Annotated in this window: 22 protein-coding genes and 2 pseudogenes; 10 read left to right on the forward strand and 14 right to left on the reverse strand. The window is 43.6% G+C overall.

Translation table 11 applies throughout. The features are described 5' to 3' along the window. From AC0IYG_RS30560 to AC0IYG_RS30575, 4 genes are all read right to left on the reverse strand, one after another. The gene (locus tag AC0IYG_RS30560; RefSeq protein ID WP_471714812.1) at nucleotides 1–243 is read right to left on the reverse strand and encodes an FkbM family methyltransferase; all 243 of its coding nucleotides are present in this window, start codon (nucleotides 241–243) and stop codon (nucleotides 1–3) included. Between the two features lie 207 nt (nucleotides 244–450). Then, nucleotides 451–705: a hypothetical protein gene (locus tag AC0IYG_RS30565; RefSeq protein WP_471714789.1), complete on the reverse strand. Its 255-nt coding sequence runs from the start codon at nucleotides 703–705 to the stop codon at nucleotides 451–453. Between the two features lie 181 nt (nucleotides 706–886). After that, entirely contained in the window at nucleotides 887–1,057 is a 171-nt protein-coding gene (locus tag AC0IYG_RS30570; RefSeq protein WP_471714790.1) for a hypothetical protein, read from the reverse strand. Nucleotides 1,058–1,080: 23 nt separating this feature from the next. After that, complete coding sequence (locus tag AC0IYG_RS30575; protein WP_471714791.1) at nucleotides 1,081–1,773, reverse strand: glycosyltransferase family 2 protein; 693 nt, start codon at nucleotides 1,771–1,773, stop codon at nucleotides 1,081–1,083. Nucleotides 1,774–1,979: 206 nt separating this feature from the next. Between AC0IYG_RS30575 and AC0IYG_RS30580 the strand changes: the two genes are divergently transcribed. After that, nucleotides 1,980–2,975, forward strand: coding sequence for a ribonucleoside-diphosphate reductase small subunit (locus AC0IYG_RS30580; protein WP_026632363.1), 996 nt, complete (start codon nucleotides 1,980–1,982; stop codon nucleotides 2,973–2,975). Here AC0IYG_RS30580 and AC0IYG_RS30585 read toward each other — a convergent pair. Genes AC0IYG_RS30585 through AC0IYG_RS30595 form a run of 3 tightly spaced genes read right to left on the reverse strand, consistent with a single transcriptional unit; the run spans nucleotide 2,900 to nucleotide 3,430 of the window. Beyond that, complete coding sequence (locus AC0IYG_RS30585; RefSeq protein ID WP_471714813.1) at nucleotides 2,900–3,109, reverse strand: hypothetical protein; 210 nt, start codon at nucleotides 3,107–3,109, stop codon at nucleotides 2,900–2,902. The genes AC0IYG_RS30580 and AC0IYG_RS30585 overlap by 76 nt on opposite strands. Next, nucleotides 3,052–3,213: a hypothetical protein gene (locus AC0IYG_RS30590; protein ID WP_471714792.1), complete on the reverse strand. Its 162-nt coding sequence runs from the start codon at nucleotides 3,211–3,213 to the stop codon at nucleotides 3,052–3,054. Before AC0IYG_RS30590 ends, AC0IYG_RS30585 begins: the two co-directional genes overlap by 58 nt. Further along, a complete protein-coding gene (locus AC0IYG_RS30595) occupies nucleotides 3,167–3,430 on the reverse strand; it encodes a regulatory protein RecX (RefSeq protein ID WP_471714793.1) in 264 nt (87 codons plus the stop codon). Before AC0IYG_RS30595 ends, AC0IYG_RS30590 begins: the two co-directional genes overlap by 47 nt. A gap of 338 nt (nucleotides 3,431–3,768) precedes the next feature. Here AC0IYG_RS30595 and AC0IYG_RS30600 point away from each other — a divergent pair, with 338 nt between their 5' ends. The 4 genes from AC0IYG_RS30600 to AC0IYG_RS30615 all read left to right on the forward strand — a co-directional run bounded on the left by AC0IYG_RS30600 (nucleotide 3,769) and on the right by AC0IYG_RS30615 (nucleotide 5,857). Next, entirely contained in the window at nucleotides 3,769–4,371 is a 603-nt protein-coding gene (locus AC0IYG_RS30600; RefSeq protein ID WP_471714794.1) for a metallophosphoesterase family protein, read from the forward strand. Between the two features lie 165 nt (nucleotides 4,372–4,536). Then, nucleotides 4,537–4,776 carry a hypothetical protein gene (locus AC0IYG_RS30605; protein ID WP_471714795.1) on the forward strand — a complete coding sequence of 80 codons (240 nt, stop codon included), beginning with the start codon at nucleotides 4,537–4,539 and terminating at the stop codon, nucleotides 4,774–4,776. Further along, nucleotides 4,773–5,183, forward strand: coding sequence for a PIN domain-containing protein (locus tag AC0IYG_RS30610; RefSeq protein ID WP_471714796.1), 411 nt, complete (start codon nucleotides 4,773–4,775; stop codon nucleotides 5,181–5,183). The genes AC0IYG_RS30605 and AC0IYG_RS30610 overlap by 4 nt, the downstream gene beginning before the upstream one ends. A gap of 431 nt (nucleotides 5,184–5,614) precedes the next feature. Then, on the forward strand, nucleotides 5,615–5,857 hold the full coding sequence (locus tag AC0IYG_RS30615; RefSeq protein ID WP_471714797.1) for a hypothetical protein: 243 nt from the start codon (nucleotides 5,615–5,617) through the stop codon (nucleotides 5,855–5,857). A 67-nt stretch (nucleotides 5,858–5,924) separates the two neighbouring features. Here the strand turns inward: AC0IYG_RS30615 and tyrS are convergent, their stop codons facing one another. After that, entirely contained in the window at nucleotides 5,925–7,220 is a 1,296-nt protein-coding gene (tyrS, locus tag AC0IYG_RS30620; RefSeq protein WP_471714814.1) for a tyrosine--tRNA ligase, read from the reverse strand. Nucleotides 7,221–7,345: 125 nt separating this feature from the next. On the opposite strand from tyrS, the gene AC0IYG_RS30625 reads away from it, so the two are divergent. Beyond that, nucleotides 7,346–8,536, forward strand: coding sequence for a family 43 glycosylhydrolase (locus AC0IYG_RS30625; RefSeq protein ID WP_471714798.1), 1,191 nt, complete (start codon nucleotides 7,346–7,348; stop codon nucleotides 8,534–8,536). Further along, nucleotides 8,473–9,117: a discoidin domain-containing protein gene (locus tag AC0IYG_RS30630; protein ID WP_471714815.1), complete on the forward strand. Its 645-nt coding sequence runs from the start codon at nucleotides 8,473–8,475 to the stop codon at nucleotides 9,115–9,117. Before AC0IYG_RS30625 ends, AC0IYG_RS30630 begins: the two co-directional genes overlap by 64 nt. On the opposite strand, the gene AC0IYG_RS30635 is transcribed toward AC0IYG_RS30630, so the two are convergent. The 6 genes from AC0IYG_RS30635 to AC0IYG_RS30660 form a co-directional block, all read right to left on the reverse strand. After that, nucleotides 9,028–9,714: a Uma2 family endonuclease gene (locus tag AC0IYG_RS30635; protein ID WP_471714799.1), complete on the reverse strand. Its 687-nt coding sequence runs from the start codon at nucleotides 9,712–9,714 to the stop codon at nucleotides 9,028–9,030. The two genes, AC0IYG_RS30630 and AC0IYG_RS30635, sit on opposite strands and share 90 nt — an antisense overlap. 56 nt (nucleotides 9,715–9,770) lie before the next feature. Next, nucleotides 9,771–9,938, reverse strand: coding sequence for an S-adenosylmethionine:tRNA ribosyltransferase-isomerase (locus AC0IYG_RS30640; RefSeq protein WP_471714800.1), 168 nt, complete (start codon nucleotides 9,936–9,938; stop codon nucleotides 9,771–9,773). Next, the gene (locus AC0IYG_RS30645; RefSeq protein ID WP_471714801.1) at nucleotides 9,881–10,480 is read right to left on the reverse strand and encodes an S-adenosylmethionine:tRNA ribosyltransferase-isomerase; all 600 of its coding nucleotides are present in this window, start codon (nucleotides 10,478–10,480) and stop codon (nucleotides 9,881–9,883) included. The genes AC0IYG_RS30640 and AC0IYG_RS30645 overlap by 58 nt, the downstream gene beginning before the upstream one ends. Before the next feature lie 121 nt (nucleotides 10,481–10,601). Beyond that, a complete protein-coding gene (locus tag AC0IYG_RS30650; protein WP_471714802.1) occupies nucleotides 10,602–10,955 on the reverse strand; it encodes an S-adenosylmethionine:tRNA ribosyltransferase-isomerase in 354 nt (117 codons plus the stop codon). A gap of 109 nt (nucleotides 10,956–11,064) precedes the next feature. After that, nucleotides 11,065–11,325 (reverse strand): hypothetical protein, encoded by a 261-nt coding sequence (locus AC0IYG_RS30655; protein ID WP_471714803.1) that lies wholly within the window; start codon nucleotides 11,323–11,325, stop codon nucleotides 11,065–11,067. Continuing rightward, entirely contained in the window at nucleotides 11,307–11,534 is a 228-nt protein-coding gene (locus AC0IYG_RS30660; RefSeq protein WP_471714804.1) for a hypothetical protein, read from the reverse strand. Before AC0IYG_RS30660 ends, AC0IYG_RS30655 begins: the two co-directional genes overlap by 19 nt. A 209-nt stretch (nucleotides 11,535–11,743) precedes the next feature. On the opposite strand from AC0IYG_RS30660, the gene AC0IYG_RS30665 reads away from it, so the two are divergent. From AC0IYG_RS30665 to AC0IYG_RS30675, 3 genes and pseudogenes are all read left to right on the forward strand, one after another. Continuing rightward, the gene (locus AC0IYG_RS30665) at nucleotides 11,744–12,004 is read left to right on the forward strand and encodes a BrnT family toxin (protein WP_471714816.1); all 261 of its coding nucleotides are present in this window, start codon (nucleotides 11,744–11,746) and stop codon (nucleotides 12,002–12,004) included. A gap of 118 nt (nucleotides 12,005–12,122) precedes the next feature. Next, a pseudogene (locus tag AC0IYG_RS30670) lies at nucleotides 12,123–12,680 on the forward strand (cob(I)yrinic acid a,c-diamide adenosyltransferase). Between the two features lie 114 nt (nucleotides 12,681–12,794). Continuing rightward, a pseudogene (locus AC0IYG_RS30675) lies at nucleotides 12,795–13,441 on the forward strand (branched-chain amino acid aminotransferase family protein); the annotation flags it as partial.

Here is a 13,441-nt window from a genome sequence, read left to right on the forward strand (position 1 = left end):
TCATATCACGTGGGCCTTCAATTTTGATAATTTTCGCGTTCTCGTCGAAGTCGGAAAAGTAATGTAATGTGTAGCCAAATTCAGAGACGATGTGATAAAGCTCTGCGCGTTACCTTCGGTTGTTGCTTTTGGAAAACATTCCGCCACAAGCACGGGCTTGAATTGCCTGATCAATTCGCTAATAGACCTAATCACCTCCATATCAGCACCTTCCACATCGACTTTGATAAAAGAAAAGCTTATTCAATAAAGAAGCATAATTGGTTTTTAAAAACTTTTCCAGATTAATGCCCTTGATTTTTTGCGGAAGCTGGAATGCGCCTTGATCTTCAACGATTTCATTTGAAATACCACCATTACCAAATGACGCTTCCGAAGAACTGTAAAAAAATTCGCCGTCTTCTTTTTGTTATCGCATAAGGCAGCGGGATAATGTTCGTTTTATCAACATTAAGCGCCACATTCTTTTCTAAGATCTCTAAAAACGTGTGGATTAGGATCAAAACCGATCGTTGTTCCCGTTTTGCCTGTCGCCAGCGCCATAGGCACAGTCGTGTCGCCGATGTTTGTTCCAATGTCAATGCAAAGGCTTCCTTTTGGAATAAATTTCTTGAAAAAATTGACTTCTTCCTGCGTTATCACCTTTGGGTTTACCAACGGGTTTTTCCAGTTTGCAAATGAAATTTCACCTTCCTCAGCCAACACAAATGTGTCCGTTTTGTGAGGATATTCCTGAAATTGGCGACGCGCTTTCTTTCTGGCGAGAGAGAATTTTTAAAATACTCAAACATGTAACGAGGAATTTCGTGAAGTTTCCTGAAACTACAATATTAAGGATTTAAACGCTAAAATATGTTATCGTTTTACACTCATTTGTGCCCTAATATCACAATAACCGGTAATTCCTGAACTCGAAGAGCCGCTTACCTGTCCGCTTTTCGTACCAGTAAAGGAGCGCATCTTTCAGCTTAAATCGTTTTTTGGAAGTATCCAGATCGACTTTCCAGTTTTGCCGTGCAATGCGTTCTTGCATTACTTTTAGGATGCGTTTCTTCAAATCGTTTTAAGGAATCAAATTCTTCATAATTGAACGCATCGTCCGATTCCAAAATCTTTTCCCAGAGCCTCGCCTTCATTCCAAAAACGGCTTACATTTTTCATCTTGGTTTTCATCTGCGCCGGACTTTTCACCCAGCCGTAATGATAAACCGCTGCACCGGAATGCATTACATTCAATTTCTGATTTCCTCTTCTAAAACCCTGCGCATCACGATAAGCTGAAATTGGCAAACCTTTCGGGTTTTTCTCATTCCTGATGATGCGGATTTCGCGTCGATACCACTTTCTGCTGTCGCCAATGTAATCGTAAGTGCCGTAAAAATGTACGTAATCGAAAACCAAGCCTTCCACACGCTCATCATTCAAATGACGCTTGCAAGAATCAATGATCGACTGGTGATATTTTTCATGAACCGCCTCGTCGCCCTGAATGTAAAACGCCCAATCAGCGTCGGGTGAAATCTGTTTCAGAGCCTTATCCGTTTCCACTGCCAGCACTTTCCCGCCTTCGCGCAGAGACATATCCCATTCCGATTCCACGATCCTGATTTTGTCCGAAGCAATAGACCGGATCAGCCCCAATGTATCATCATCGCTATGCCCCACACTCACCAGCATTTCATCCACAACGGGCAAAATCGACGTGATCGCCTCCACAATCGGGTAATCATTTATAATCGCATTCCTGATAATTGTAAAGCCGGAAATCTTCAATGTAAGCGAAATTTAAAGTAATGTGAGCGTGACAAAGTTAGCTTATTCGTCCTAAGAATATTCCCCCGATAAGAATTCAATTTGATCAGTTTCTCCTTGAATTTCCGGGGCAAAGCGTGTAGATTTGTTTTCTCCAGTCCGGCAAATCTGGCCCGGGCTAATCAATAAATTATACATCTGGTCCCCGTTAAAATTTTTAAATACTTATGTCACAAGAACTTACCAGGCAGGAGCCCCTGTTAGTTGAAGATCCTTTGCGGTTTGTGCTATTTCCGATCAAACATTCCGATATCTGGGAAATGTACAAACGCCATGAAGCGTCTTTCTGGACAGCTGAAGAGATCGATCTTTCTCAGGATATGAAAGACTGGGAGAACCTGAACGACGGTGAAAGGCATTTTATCTCGCACGTGCTTGCATTTTTTGCGGCGTCGGACGGGATTGTGAATGAGAACCTGGCGGTCAACTTTCTGAGCGAAGTACAATATGCAGAAGCGAAGTGCTTTTACGGCTTCCAGATCGCGATGGAGAACATTCACTCCGAAACTTATTCGTTGCTGATCGATACATACATCAAAGATCCGTCTGAAAAAGACCATTTGCTACGCGCCATTGACACGATTCCCTGCGTTCAGAAAAAAGCAGAATGGGCATTGAAATGGATCAACAGCCCGGTGTTTGCAGAACGCATCATTGCCTTCGCAGCTGTGGAAGGAATTTTCTTCTCAGGATCATTCTGCTCTATTTTCTGGCTCAAAAAACGCGGCTTAATGCCCGGACTTTCTTTCTCGAACGAGCTTATTTCCCGCGATGAAGGTTTGCACTGTGAATTCGCATGTTTGCTTTATACAAGGCACATTGTGAACCAGTTACCGCAAGAGCGCGTGATTGAAATTATGATGGATGCGGTTACGATTGAAAAGGAATTTGTAAGTGAGGCATTACCGGTGTCCCTAATCGGCATGAATGCAGACCTGATGAATCAATACATCGAATACATTGCCGATTTCTGGCTGGAAAGATTGGGCTGCGAAAAACAATTCGGCTCCGCCAACCCATTCGATTTCATGGAGTTGATCTCACTTCCAGGCAAAACAAACTTCTTCGAAAAACGCGTTGGAGAATATCAGAAAGCCGGTGTAATGAGTGGTGTGAAGGATAAAGATTCAGGACATAAGATCTCGTTTGACTCTGATTTTTGATCCAGATTTTCAAGTTCTTTCCAAACCAATTCGCTCTCATAACCTTTGCCTAAGGCGAATCTGGCCAGTTTTTGTTTTAATTTAAATGGATCCGCTTCTGTCTTGGACAGGAGCGTTTTCTTTTTGTAAGCAATGTCCTCAGCCCCTCCACATAAGCCTTATCCTCAATTTCCCCCATCCCCTTTTCAATGCTATATTGACTCAGCCCACGCCGGTTCAGTTCCTGCCTGATCTTCATCCGGCCCCAGTTTTTTTTGATCCAGGAATTTTCCTCCCGCGTAAGTTTTCGCGAAGCGTTCTTCACTCAGATAATTCATGGAAATCAGCTCGGCAATGAGCTCGTCGGCCTCTTCGCCCCACACATTCCATTTTTTCAGGCGCTGGCGCACTTCATCTTGGGTTCTTTCCTGGTAAGCACAATAGGAAGCAGCTTTTTGCAGGATTAAGTGATCCATGAATTGATTTTTATATTAAATATTCTTAACAAGGTGCAAGAAGATAAAGAAAATATCATTCGCGAATAACTATTTTTGGAATAATAAAAACACCCCAAACGCCCCAAACCTGAACGATTCGATGACATTCAAACGCCGCTCTTTTCTCAAACTTTTACCCGCATTGCCAGGCCTTTCATTCATATCAAAACCTGGAGAAAACAGACATTCCCGCAAGAATTTCCATGCGGTTTATCGTCTGCCTCCGACGGACATTACGGCCAGCCAAATACCGATTTCAAACAATTCCACACGGATTTGATCAGCTCGGGTAAATCGCGAAAAAACGCAGAAAGGCGTTGACTTCCGACGCGCCAACGGCGACCTCATCCACGACGACCCAACGTTACCATCTGATTTCAAAAACACGATCAGCAACACTCAGTGTGCCGTTTTGCGTAAGTCGCGGCAATCATGATAAGGTTGGCTTGGACGTTTGGCAAAGCACGTGGGGATATCCCACAAATCACAGTTTTGCAAAAGGTGAATACGCATTCATCATCGGCGATACGTCCAACGAAAAAGGCGAATACGTGTGTCCGGACGCGACTTGGCTAAAAAGCGAAATCGCCAAACACAAAGACAAGAAAGGCATTTTCGTATTCCTGCACATCACGCCCGCCAAATGGACCGTCAACGGAATCGAATGCAAAGAAGTCATCGACCTGTTCGAAAACACGCCGAACATCAAAGCCATCTTCAACGGCCACGACCACGACCAGGACAGCACCAAAATCTACGGCATAAAACCCTACTTCTTCGACGGCCACTTTGGCGGCAATTGGGGAACGACTTATAAAGGTTACCGGATTGTAGAGATTTACGAGGATAGCACCTGGCAGTCTTATCAGTACAACCCCACGGCTGCGCCGGTTTTGAATAGTTTTACTGGGAAGAGCTAGAATTATTTAATTTCGCGTCAACACGTTCACCCCCCTTCCCATTAGCACAGGGCGCTCAGGGTGAACTTTTTGCTTTTATAGCGTTGCTAATTATCTATTTGTCTGTTTTGCAGGCTCGGAAATTTTAGTAAATTCGGGTCTCTTTTTTACCATTAAATACACATTATGACACATACACTAACCATCAAGGCAAAGAGTGAAGCAGACATTGCTCTTGTAAAGGAACTTGCTGATCGCCTTGGACTTATCACTTCCGAATCAAATCAAAAACGCCTCACCAAAGCTGAATCACAAGCATTACTAGACAAAGTTGCCGGAAGTTGGGAAGGACCGGAAACAGGCGACGAGTTAAATGCTATGATCTACGGTTCCCGTTTCAGCAGGGATAGGGACGTCGAATTATGAGTATATTTTTACTCGACACCAATATTTGTGTACACTTGCTCAAAGGCGAATACAAAGTCAAAGAAAAAATCAATGATGTTGGTGAGGAATCTTGTTACCTCTCTGAAATTACTATCGCCGAACTGCTCTTTGGTATTGAAAACAGTGCGCCCCAGCAGCGCGCTATGAATCTGGCGCGTTTTAATTGGTTAGAAAAATTATTTTGGAGACGAATCATTTCTGTAGGTGGCGCGCTACACGAGTTTGGAATACAAAAAGCGCATTTGAGAAGGATCGGCAGACCTGTTGCAGATTTTGATATTTTAATTGGGGCGACGGCAATTGTATACAACTTAACACTAATAACGCACAACACTCGAGACTTCAAAAATCTCAGCGATCTCGATTTGTTTGACTGGATCGAATGAATGTTAATGCGTTCAGAAATTTTTACGAATCAAGAATCCCAGAGGGATTTCCTGTTTATAGCAACACAATTTTATTCAAATTTTTTGGCTCCACGGAGCCTCCTAAAAGCCAAGTCAAAAAGAGCTTGTTGTATTTTCGACAAGTTGATCTACATTTGAAATATGAAATCATTTTCGTCGATTGACGAAGCTTTTAAGTGGTTTCTGAGAACGTTTACAAAAATCTTCCTCCTGAGCAGAAAAAGGGACGACTAACATATGCCTGGCGAGATTATACGCATGGAGGAAGCATTACTGAAAAACGGATGAGAGAAATCTTGGAAGAATTTGGCGATATAGAAGTTAAGACAATTGTTAACTACAAGCCGAAATGATTTTTTTTGATCACATATTGTCGTAAAATACAACAAATTTATAAACACAAATTGGCCATGATGAACACTTCTCAAACACATTATGCAACATTGCCGGATCACTTAACAATCCTCCAACAATTCTTCCAGACCGACAAAGGAAGCGAAATGATCGAGTCGCTGAACAAGAACATTGAGAGCATCCTCTTTACTGAAAGCATTGACTCAATAACACCTGAAATGCGCGTGCATATTGCGAACCAGTTACGAGTTGCAACGTTGCTATCCAAGTTGGAGCGTTGTTATAAGGAGATTGGTTAATGCAACAAAGACTTTCCAAGTTTTTCAAAACTTAGAAAGTCTCGTCAACAGCGAAACGGATGGGCAACTAAACAACCCGGACCAAATGATTCTTCTTCCCCTTCGAAATCAACAAAAACCGGTCTTGCAGCAAACTAAAATCACTCAAAGCTTGCTCAGCAGAGCTCACTTTCACTTTATTAACACTGACCGCATTCTGCTGAATGGCTCTTCTAGCCTCACCTTTTGAAGCGTAAATTTCTAATTTGGTAATGGTTGAAATCAAATCCGTAATGTTGGCCGTTTCGCTCCAATCCTGTTTGGAAATCTCTGTCTGCGGCACACCGGCGAAGATGGTGTCGAATTCGTCGGCTTCGATGCTTTGCAATGTTTCCAATGTTGCTTTGCCGAATAGCACTTCCGATGCTTTCAAAACGGTTTGATATGCGCGTTCGGAGTGGATGCGGATTGTGAGTTCGGATGCCAATGCTTTTTGCATGATGCGCAAATGCGGCTCGGCAGCGTGGCTGGTTTCTAATGCTTCGATTTCTTCTTTGTTTTTGAAAGAAAAAACCCGCAGATAACGCGGCAAATCCTCATCAGCCTGGTTAAGCCAGAATTGGTAAAACTCATAAGGAGACGTTTTTTCAGGATCAAGCCAAATGTTTCCGCCTTCGCTTTTGCCGAATTTCGAGCCGTCCGATTTGGTTAAAAGTGGCGTGGTTAATGCGTATGCTTTAAAATAACCTTCTTCGTCGCCTTCCTTGCGGCGGATGATTTCAGTTCCGGTTGTAATGTTGCCCCATTGATCGGAGCCGCCCATTTGCAAACGGATATTCTTGTTTTTGTATAAATGATAGAAATCGTATCCTTGCAGCAATTGGTAAGAAAACTCTGTGAATGAGATTCCCGTTTCCAAACGCTTTTTAACTGAGTCTTTTGACATCATATAATTGACGCTCAAAAACTTACCAGCTTCACGCAAAAACTGCAAAAAGCCAATATCTTTGAACCAATCATAATTATTCACCATTTCGGCTGAATTTTCACCGCAGTCAAAATCAAGGAATTGTTCCAATTGTTTGCGAATGCCTTCCTGATTGATCCGCAATGTTTCTTCATCCAAAAACGACCGTTCCGAAGCCTTAAATGACGGATCGCCGATCATTCCCGTTGCGCCGCCGATCAATGCAAATGGCTTATGGCCAGCACGTTGAAAGTGAACCAAAAGCATGATCGTAGCCAGGTTACCGATGTGCAACGACGAAGCCGTTGGGTCAAAACCGATGTAGCCAGCCGTCATTTCCTTTTTCAGTTGCTCATGCGTTCCGGGCATCATATCATGAAGCATTCCGCGCCAGCGCAGTTCTTCAACAAAATCAATCGTCATTATAAATGGTGTTTCTTATTTCAAAATCGAAGCGCAAAGGTAAACGTTATCGGTTTACCGGGAAAGTGCCTATTTTAGCATGATTAAAAGATTTTCCTGCATTCAAACCTCACATACTAATGATCAGAAACATTTTACAAGCCATTTCCTGCGCATTCATAGTCTTAATTTCTCAGTCTGCGGTTGCACAAACGACCTATTGCAATCCGATGGACATTGATTACAAATACAATTTTGAGCAGTTGAATGAAAAAATAAGTTATCGTTCCGGCGCCGATCCGGTGATCATTAACCATAAAGTTTCAGAAAAAGGAAGCGATTATTACATGTTTGTGACCATTCAGGGCGGTTACTGGCATTCTAAAGACATGATCAACTGGAAATATCTGACTGCCAACCGCTGGCCTTTCGAGGATATGTGTGCACCGGCGGCTGTTTCTGTTCGTGACACGCTTTTTTTGTTCCAATCGACATTCGAATCTCGGCCTATCCTATATTCCGTTGCGCCGGAGAAGGGCATTTGGGAATTTTACAATCGCTGGACGCCGCGCCTGCCGAAGGACATTGGGCCGTGGGATCCAGCCATTTACCACGATCCCGACACCGACAGATGGTTTATGTATTGGGGCTCTTCGAATGTTTATCCGATTTTTGGCGCGGAGCTGGATCACAGCAAAAAGCTGGCTTTCAAGGATCAGTATAAGGCCATGTTTTGGTTAAATCAATACGAGCACGGCTGGGAACGCTTCGGCCCGAACCATTCCGATCCCTTCAAACCATTCACAGAAGGTGCCTGGATGACCAAGCATAATGGCAAATATTACCTGCAATACGGCGCACCCGGCACGGAATACAATGTTTACGCCAATGGCACTTACATCGGCGACGACCCGCTCGGGCCATTCACTTATGCGCCTTATAATCCGGTTTCCTACAAGCCCGGCGGCTTCGCGACCGGGGCAGGGCATGGGAATACATTTCAGGATAATTTTGGCAATTACTGGAACACCGGAACGTCGTGGATCGGCTACAATTGGGGCATGGAAAGAAGGATTGTGAGATATGCAGCCGGTTTCGACAAAGACGGCCAAATGTTCGCCAATACCCGGTTCGGCGACTTTCCGCACAAAATGACGACGCAAAAATGGAAAGGAAAAGGCGACGAACTGTTCACCGGCTGGATGCTGCTTTCCTACAAAAAGCCGGTTACGGCGTCTTCCGTGATGGACACCATGTCCGCCAAAAAATCACAGACGAAAACCCCAGAACTTTCTGGGTCGCCAAACAAAACAAACCCGGTGAAACGCTAACCATTGATCTTCAAAAAGAACAGGAAATTAAAGCTCTCCAGGTAAATTATTCAGATTACAAATCAGACATTTTCGATAACAAACCGGAAGTCGTTTACACGCAGTTTAAGATATTGACTTCAAATGATGGCAAGAAATGGGACGTCGTAAGCGACCTCACGAAAGAGCCCAAACGCGATCGCCCGTGTGCATACATTGAGCTGGCCAAACCGGTAAAAGCCCGCTATGTTCGCTATGAGCATATTTATGTTGCTTCACCCAATCTGGCGATCAGCGAATTCCGTGTTTTTGGAAATGGATTTGGAAAAGCGCCTGAAACGCCCGCAAACTTCTCAGCCATTCGCCAAAAAGACGCCAGAAATGCAGATTTGAAATGGGAAAAAGTGCCGGGAGTGATTGGCTATAATGTGCTTTGGGGAATCGCGCCGGATAAATTGTATCAGACTTATCAGTTCTGGAATGACGAGCCTAATGCATTTGAGCTGAGAGCTTTAAATGTGGGTGTGCCCTATTACTTTGCCATTGAGGCTTTTAACGAGAATGGGGTTTCGAAGATGAGTGAGGTTATTGGGGTGAAGTGATTTAGATAATCTCTTCAGTCGGGGATGAAAACAATGTTTTCGTAAAATGGCTGAGAGTGTTATTTCAAAATTGAGAGATTCAAATCTTATTATGTCACTTGGAGTATTAAATACTTTGTAAGTCCAGGTATCGGGCTGATCTGTGCGAGTATATAATTGTACATAGAATCGATTTTGCGAAACGAGCATATAGCATTGTAGAGAGGGGATTCCCTGGTACATTCTTAATTTGAAATCTCGATCGTACGAAGCCGAAGTCTTAGAAAGAACTTCAACAAGTACACTAGGATGTTTAACTATATAAGTCCCAGCTCGATCCTCAGCTGAGCAAGTTAAAACCACATCAGGATAGGGATAGAAGAAGTTTTTAACAGCTTCAACCTTAATATTCTCAGCAAAAACGTCACAGCCATCAGAGAGAAATCGTCGTTCAAAAAGTCCTCGAATTCGTCCTACGATCCTGTTATGATTCATAGTCGTTCCTGCCATGGCGAAAATCTCTCCATCGTAAAACTCATGACGGATTTCGCTTTTTTCCTCCATTTCCAGATATTCGGCTACGGTGTACTTTTGTTCTGAAATTTGTGCGTGTCCCATATTGCTTGATTTTTCAAAACAAATTACATCAAAATTCAAGCATTTTCAAATTGCACTTAATCCTTCCGCCACAGCAACGAAGAATGCCCATAACTGAAAAACCGATAATCATTCTCCAAAGCCTCAGCGTAAATGCGTTTCCAATCTTGGCCGGTAAGCGCGGCAACTAAGAGAATGAGCGTAGAGCCTTTGGCTGGTGGAAATTGGTTACTATGGCCTTGCAAAGGCGGAATTTATAGCCGGGAAAGATGAAGATTTCAGTTTCACCCAAAATGTGGTCGATGTTTTGTTGATCCATGAAAGCTAGAATTGAATGCAATGCTTCGCTTGGAGATGGAAGGTCCTTTTCTTCAAAGGGATAGGGATAAAGCTTTTCTATGAAAAAATCCGTTGTCTCCTGGCGATAGAGCTTTACGCCGAACCAATACAAACTTTCCAAAGACCGCAATGATGTAGTGCCAACCGGAATGATCATTTCCAGGTTTTCAAGCAGATCGTTAACCAACTGTTTGGTAAAAACCACCTGCTCAGAATGCATCCGGTGCTCAGTTACCGAGCTTACTTTGATGGGTTGAAATGTTCCTGCGCCTACGTGAAGGGTAAGAAAAGATCTCTTTACACCTTTTGATTGGAGTTTTTCAAACACCTCCGGTGTGAAATGCAGGCCAGCTGTTGGCGCTGCGACGGCGCCGTCGTGATGGGCGTAAACGGTTTGGTAAGTTTCTGAATCGCGTGCCTCAGTGTCGCGGTTCAGGTAAGGTGGCAATGGAATTTCGCCAAGTGCTTTTACAATGTCAAGAAAAGCGAAGTCCTCATTCCAATTTAGACGGAACCAAATTCCGCTCCATAATCCTCGATAATTAACGCTCAGAACAACAAGCTGACCATTAATGTTGATTTCCGTCGTTAATGAATCTGCTAACTTCCAGCGTTTTTTCGTTCCCGATCATGCATTCCCACACGCAGGAATTTTTCACCAACATCGCATCATTAATTACGCGCGTCGGCAGCTCTGGATGTAGAAGCAGAATTTCAATGACAGCTCCTGTTTCCTTTTTGGCACAAGCCCTGGCAGGAATTACCTTAGTATCATTGAATATGAGAAGCGTTTCAGCAGCGAGGTTCTCAGGCAGATCCGTAAAACGCTTGTGTGCGATTTCACCGGATTTGCAGATTAGAAGCTTCGATTGATCCCGTTTTTCAAGCGGATATTTTGCAATCTTTTCGTCAAGGCAGATCATATGTGTAATCTTCCAAACGAATCGATTCGGCCGCTTTGAGCCAGTCATTTTGCCAATTTTCGCTGCCTTTGGATTCTTCCTCTTTCATTTTCCCTTTTACAATTTGTCCTCAGGAGCTGGCGTCCACAAAAGTCGGAGAGGCAGAAGGAAAACAATGACCATTAATCCCAAGCCAGCATAATACAGCCAGCGAAAAATCGAAAACGTCGAGCTTATATTGCTGACTATTAATGGTTGCGAGGGCAAAAAGGCTCATACCGATGATCGTGTTGATGACCGCGACGAGACAGTAAAGCCAGTTAATCAAATGCTCATTCAGTTCTTCGCGGTGCTGCGCCCAGACTTTCTTGTTCAGAATAGGCAAATGCATCGGATCCACTTTGGGAATATGTCGGCAAGGCCGGTTATCAGCACATTATTGAGCAGAAACAGCGCCATTACAATGTAAAAAATGTGTTCTTTTTCAAGATATTTTTCTGCCAAACCATTGTCTGAGAAATCGACAGCAACCGTCTGCGGAAAAACCGAATAAGTCCATACAGCGCACCAATAACCAGGACCAACGACAACCAGCGCCATACTTTTATACCAAATGTTGTAACTTTCATGAATCAGTAACCTTCAAGAGGTTTTTTCGCCATAGTAAATTTGGCTGCAAAATTAGGTTGGGGAGTTTCTAAAACCTAATTGGGAACGTTAATGATTAGAAATGTTACCTTTGAAAGTTGACGTTTTTATAACACACTATATTTTATTGGATGATTGAATTTGAATGGGATAGCCATAATATGAGGCATATCCTGGATGACTACCCTGAAAGAGGAAATAGTATAATAGAGGTTGAAAGCATTTTTTCTGACCCATTTGTAATATATCGACTAAATAGCAGCATTAGTATCGAGCAGAGATACAGAGCCATTGGTTTAAGCAACTTAGGCAGGATCAAAGTTGTTGTTTTCACAGTTAGCAATGAAAGAATACGCCCTATTAGCTGTTGGGAGGCAAATACACAAACTAGAAGAATCTATTATGAAAGAGCGAAAAATTAAAACGATCGCGGTAATCAGAAACCAGCATCAAAGGCGGAAATGAAAGCAATTGAAAAGGAGCTTTTAGATCCCAATGCCAAAAACTACACGCTTCAGGAAATATTCGAAATAAGCCGCAATGAAAATATACACCAAAACAGGTGACAGAGGAACCACGTCCTTATCGGCGGGACGCGGTTGGTAAAGGCCATCTGCGGATTGATGCTTATGGCACTGTTGATGAGCTGAATAGTTACATTGGCATGCTCCGCGACCAGCCTGTTAATGAACATCGACGTGATCTTTTGAAAGAGATTCAGGACCGGCTTTTTACAATTGGCTCGCATCTGGCCTCAGAATCGGATCAGGTGAAGCGGGTTTTGCCGGATTTACTGGATGATGATGTGGCGTTACTGGAAACGGAAATGGACCTGATTGATTCGCAGATTCCACCTTTGAGAGCATTTGTTTTGCCGGGCGGGCATCAGTCTGTTTCGTTTGGGCACATTGCGCGGACGGTTTGCCGGCGTGCCGAGCGCGCGGTGATCCATTTGCAGCAAGGTGAGGAAGTGGAGGACATTGTGGTTCGCTATCTGAATCGCCTTTCAGGATCCTCTTTATGCTCTGCCGCGCCATGACTTACGAGCTGGAAATTGAGGAAGTTACGTGGAAACCGAGGGTTGCTCCAAAAATTTAATTGTTATACTAAATATCTGTTGATTATTGATTTATTTTTTTAAATTGCGGGACTTTAAGGAAGAAGCAAAAACATCCTTAAAAACGATATCCGCAATTTAAAATTCAGGCGATCATGACAGCCGACACGTTGCAAATAGAGGTTCAGCAAACAACAAATTCACGTTTGCAAGAGGTTGATTTCAATAACCTCGTTTTTGGCCGGAACATCTCCGACCACATGTTTATCGCCGAATATCGCCAAGGCCAATGGCAAGACCTCCGCATCGTCCCGTATGGTGACCTTTCGCTAAGCCCTGCTACTGCCGCACTACATTATGGCCAGGCTATTTTTGAGGGCATGAAAAACCTATAAAAGCGCAGAAGGTGAAGTGCTTCTTTTCCGCGCTATCGACAACTGGAAACGACTGAATAAATCGGCTGAACGTCTTTGCATGCCTACGATCCCGGAAGAAGTCTTCATGACCGGGCTTACAGAATTGCTTCGTCAGGATGCTGACTGGGTGCCTTCACAGAGGGTTGCTCGCTATACATTCGCCCATATATGTTCGCAACAGACCCATATATTGGCGTAAAACCATCTGATTCATATTACTTTATCATATTCACAAGCCCGGTTGGCACTTACTATGCGAAACCGCCGCGCGTGAAAGTAGAAACACATTTCATCCGTGCTGCCGAAGGTGGCGTGGGTGCAACGAAATGTGCCGGGAACTATGCCGGTTCGCTTTATCCTGCAAAATTGGCTCAGCAAGAAGGTTA

The organism is Dyadobacter sp. AC419 (assembly GCF_979253085.1).

Bases quoted from the DNA above. Each gene is read 5' to 3' on its own strand.
- AC0IYG_RS30580 (WP_026632363.1), top strand. From the start codon at position 1,980: ATGTCACAAGAACTTACCAGGCAGGAGCCCCTGTTAGTTGAAGATCCT.
- AC0IYG_RS30655 (WP_471714803.1), bottom strand. From the start codon at position 11,325: ATGCATTTGCCTATTCTGAACAAGAAAGTCTGGGCGCAGCACCGCGAA.
- AC0IYG_RS30660 (WP_471714804.1), bottom strand. From the start codon at position 11,534: ATGGCGCTGGTTGTCGTTGGTCCTGGTTATTGGTGCGCTGTATGGACT.
- AC0IYG_RS30665 (WP_471714816.1), top strand. From the start codon at position 11,744: ATGAGGCATATCCTGGATGACTACCCTGAAAGAGGAAATAGTATAATA.
- AC0IYG_RS30595 (WP_471714793.1), bottom strand. From the start codon at position 3,430: ATGGATCACTTAATCCTGCAAAAAGCTGCTTCCTATTGTGCTTACCAG.
- AC0IYG_RS30650 (WP_471714802.1), bottom strand. From the start codon at position 10,955: ATGATCTGCCTTGACGAAAAGATTGCAAAATATCCGCTTGAAAAACGG.
- AC0IYG_RS30625 (WP_471714798.1), top strand. From the start codon at position 7,346: ATGATCAGAAACATTTTACAAGCCATTTCCTGCGCATTCATAGTCTTA.
- AC0IYG_RS30610 (WP_471714796.1), top strand. From the start codon at position 4,773: ATGAGTATATTTTTACTCGACACCAATATTTGTGTACACTTGCTCAAA.
- AC0IYG_RS30615 (WP_471714797.1), top strand. From the start codon at position 5,615: ATGATGAACACTTCTCAAACACATTATGCAACATTGCCGGATCACTTA.
- AC0IYG_RS30590 (WP_471714792.1), bottom strand. From the start codon at position 3,213: ATGAAGATCAGGCAGGAACTGAACCGGCGTGGGCTGAGTCAATATAGC.
- AC0IYG_RS30635 (WP_471714799.1), bottom strand. From the start codon at position 9,714: ATGGGACACGCACAAATTTCAGAACAAAAGTACACCGTAGCCGAATAT.
- AC0IYG_RS30605 (WP_471714795.1), top strand. From the start codon at position 4,537: ATGACACATACACTAACCATCAAGGCAAAGAGTGAAGCAGACATTGCT.